1 pseudogene is annotated in these 347 nt (G+C 62.2%); it reads right to left on the bottom strand.

The features are described from left to right. A pseudogene (locus tag PA598K_RS35420) lies at positions 1-347 on the bottom strand (STM4011 family radical SAM protein); the annotation flags it as partial.

The raw sequence follows: 347 nt of genomic DNA, 5'->3' as shown, positions 1-347 counted from the left end.
TTGTAGCAGCGCTTCACCCGGCCGTCGCCCTGGACGTAGAATACATCTACGCCCGCCTGGCAAGGACGGCCCTTGCTCTCGTAATCATGCGTGTTGTAGCCAAACAGCGGATCGATCCCGCTCAGCAGCTCTACTTCCTCCGGCGTATAATAATCCGGCTTGTCCTTGTACGCATTGACCCACATATACACCTGCGGCGGCAGCGCCTGTCGCATCGAGGCGATCGCGTCGAACGCCTCGCGCACGCCAACCGTGCCGACGCTGAATTCGACGCCTCGCTCCAGCAGCTCCCGGCACCGCTTCAGGAATGCGTGCTCCGGCACCTGTCCGGGGTGATAGGTCGCCCA

This window comes from Paenibacillus sp. 598K (assembly GCF_003851045.1).
In the GTDB taxonomy this organism is placed as follows: Bacteria; Bacillota; Bacilli; order Paenibacillales; family Paenibacillaceae; genus Paenibacillus_D.
Note: the sequence above shows the minus strand (reverse complement) of the source record. Positions and strands in the feature narration are given on the sequence as shown.